This is a genomic window from Leucobacter sp. M11, assembly GCF_035726885.1.
Lineage (GTDB): Bacteria > Actinomycetota > Actinomycetes > Actinomycetales > Microbacteriaceae > JAPFRB01.
The window spans coordinates 16688-19613 of the sequence record NZ_JAPFRB010000007.1 but is presented as its reverse complement, the minus strand read 5'-3'; the positions used below and the strand labels follow the sequence as shown (position 1 = coordinate 19613).

Genomic DNA, 2926 nt, shown 5'->3' with positions numbered 1-2926 from the left:
ACCGCCTGGACCGCGATCCAGTTCCCGTACTTGCTGGTGTCGTCGCTCGCGCCGATGATGGCCACGGAGTCTGGCCGGAACAGGGCGTCGAGTCCGCCCGGGTCCGGCGCGGATGGGCGGAGCCGGGGCACGTCGTCGCCCGCGGGGGTGTGCAGTTCATGGGTCATGGTCGGCTCCGTTCGGTTCTCCGGCGCGGGGCTCCGCGGCGCTGGGGTCAGGCAGGGTGGGGGCGGGGCGTCCGGCCCCCCAGGCGTCCGCGCCGCCGTCCACGGGCAGCGTGATTCCGGTGAGGTAGCGGGCGGCGTCCGTGGCGCAAAAGACGATGGCGTCGGCGACCTCTTCCGGGGTGCCGAGGCGGCCGAGCGGGACCGATGCCGTCCAGGCGGCCACGTCCGCGGCGGGGTATTGGGCGAGCGCCCGGGTGTCGATCATCCCCGGGGCGACGGCGATGCTGCGCACCCCGTACCGCCCCCACTCGGCCGCGAGGTCGGCGGCGAGCTGCCGGAGCGCGGCGCGGGCGGAGGTGGCGTGCACCATCCCGGAGATGCCCCGGCGGGGCGAGAAGGCGAGGAAGACGATCAGGCCGCGGCGCTGCGGGATGAGGCAGCGCGTCGCGACCTCCCGGCTCAGGGACCAGGCGGCCTCGACGCTCAGCCGGTACACGGCGGCCCAGCCGTTCGCGGTGATCGTCTCCGCGGGGGCCGCGAACTGCCCCCCGGCGTTGTTGATGAGCGTCGTGACGGGGCCGAAGCGTTCGGTCGCGGCGTCGACCAGCCGCTCGGCCGCGCCGGGCTCCCGCAGGTCCCCCGCGAGCGCGTCGGCCTCGCCGCCCGCGCGGCGGATCAGGGCGCAGCTCTCCGCAAGGAGTTCGGCGCGGCGTCCGGCGAGGAACACGCGGGCCCCCGCGGCGGCGAGCGCGAGCGCGGTGGCCCGGCCGATCCCGGTGCCCCCGCCGGTGACGAGCGCGACCTGCCCGGCCAGGGCCTCCGGATGGAAGACGGGGTGTTTTCGTTCGGGGGTGTGCACGGTCACGGGGTGTCCTTTCCTCGCGGGTGGGGCGCGCCGAGGCTTCGGGAGAAGTCGGGGGTCGCCTCGATCAGGCTCTGGGTGTACGGGTGCTCTGGGTGCGCGAACAGCGCCTCGGTGTCCTGCGTTTCGACGATGGTGCCGTGTTGCAGGATCGCGACGCGCTGGGCGATGTTGCGCACGAGCGCGATGTTGTGGGTGATGAACAGCAGGGTGAGGCCCTGCTCGCGCTGGAGCCGGGCGAGCAGCTCCACGATCGAGGCCTGCACGGACACGTCCAGTGCGGAGGTGATCTCGTCGCAGACCAGGATGTCGGGGCGGGTCACGAGCGCCCGGGCGATCGCGACCCGCTGCCGCTCGCCGCCGGAGAGCTGCTCCGGGAAGCGGTAGGCGTGGTCGGGGCGAAGCATGGCCTGTTCGAGGGCCTGGGCGACGCGGGCGTTGCGCTCGACCTCGCTCAGTTTCCGGCGTCCGCGTCGTTCGACGAGCGGCTGCGTGAGCAGCTCCCGGACGGTTCGGCGCGGGTTCAGGGAATCGTAGGGGTTCTGGAAGACGTACTGGATGCGCTGCCGCTGCTCGGCGGTGCGCCGGTAGCTGCCCGCCGCGAGGGGCCGCCCGCCGAGTTCGATGACGCCGCTGAGTTCCGTGTGCAGGCCGACGACGCAGCTGCTCAGGGTGGTCTTCCCGGAGCCGGACTCGCCGAGGAGCGCGAGGCACTCCCCCGGGAACAGGTCGAGGTCGATGCCGTGCAGGATCTCGGTGCGCCGGTACCCGGCCCGCAGGTCCCGGATGCGCAGGCTCGGCTGGGCGTCCGGCCCCGGCGCGCGGATCACGGCGGCGGCGGACGCCTCGCGGGGCTCGGGCAGGGGCAGTTCGGCCCGGTAGCAGCGGACGAGGTGCGCTGTGTCGCCTGTGTCTGCTGCGTGATCTGTGTGCGCTGTGTCATCTGTGTCAACTGTGTGATCTGTGTGCGCTGCGTGATCTGCATGCGCTGCGTCCCCTACGTGCGCTGCGTGCGCTGGCGGCTCGGGGCGGGCCCGCTCCTCGGGCGGGGCGCTGCGGCAGGACTCCACGGCGAGGGGGCAGCGCGGGGCGAAGGAGCAGCCCGGCGGGCGGGAGATCGGCGAGGGGGCGTTGCCCGGGATGCCCCGCATCCGGCGCGCCCCCGTGATCGCCGGGGTCGCCGCGAGCAGCAGCCGGGTGTAGGGGTGCGCGGGGGACGCGATCACCGCGGCGGTCGGCCCCTGCTCCACGACGCGGCCCGCGTAGAGCACCGCGATGCGATCCGAGAGGTCCGAGACGACGGCGAGGTCGTGGGAGATGTAGATTGCGGCGCTGCCGGAGTTCGTGCACAGCTCCCGCACCGTCTCCAGGACGTGCTTCTGGGTGGACACGTCCAGGCCGGTCGTTGGCTCGTCGAGCACGATGAGCGCGGGGCGGGCGATGAAGGCCATCGCGATGGCGACCCGCTGCTGTTGCCCGCCGGAGAGCTGGTGCGGGTATCGGCTCAGGAACTCCGCGTCGCCCGGCAGGGCGACCTCGGCCATGACCTCCGCGAGGCGGGCCAGGGTGTGATCGTGCTCGCCGTCCAGGCACTCGAGGAGCTGGGTGCGAATCCTGAGCGCCGGGTTCAGGGCGGAGGCCGGCGACTGCGGGATGTAGGCGACCGTGCGGCCGCGGAGGGCGCGCACTTCCCGGGCGCTGAGCGTCGCGAGATCCCGGTCGCCGACGAGGACGCGGCCCCCCTCAAGGACGGTACCGCCGCGCGCGTAGTTCAGCAGCGCGAGGCCCAGCGTGGTTTTTCCGGAGCCGGACTCGCCGACCACGCCGAGGATCTCCCCGGGCGCCACGCGGAGGGAGACCCCGTCCACGATGGGGGCGAGCGAGGGGGTGCCGATGA

The 2926-nt window shown here is 73.9% G+C and carries 3 protein-coding genes; all 3 read right to left on the bottom strand.

Going from position 1 to position 2926, the window contains the following annotated elements; translation table 11 throughout:
- Window positions 1-167: hypothetical protein (locus tag OOT08_RS19260; RefSeq protein ID WP_442916289.1), on the bottom strand; the 167-nt coding region annotated here is incomplete at its 3' end.
- On the bottom strand, window positions 157-1032 hold the full coding sequence (locus OOT08_RS17985; RefSeq protein ID WP_325094253.1) for an SDR family oxidoreductase: 876 nt from the start codon (window positions 1030-1032) through the stop codon (window positions 157-159). The genes OOT08_RS19260 and OOT08_RS17985, both read right to left, overlap by 11 nt.
- Window positions 1029-2926, bottom strand: a 1898-nt coding sequence (locus OOT08_RS17980; protein WP_325094251.1) for an ABC transporter ATP-binding protein, incomplete at its 5' end; no start/stop codon positions are given. The genes OOT08_RS17985 and OOT08_RS17980, both read right to left, overlap by 4 nt.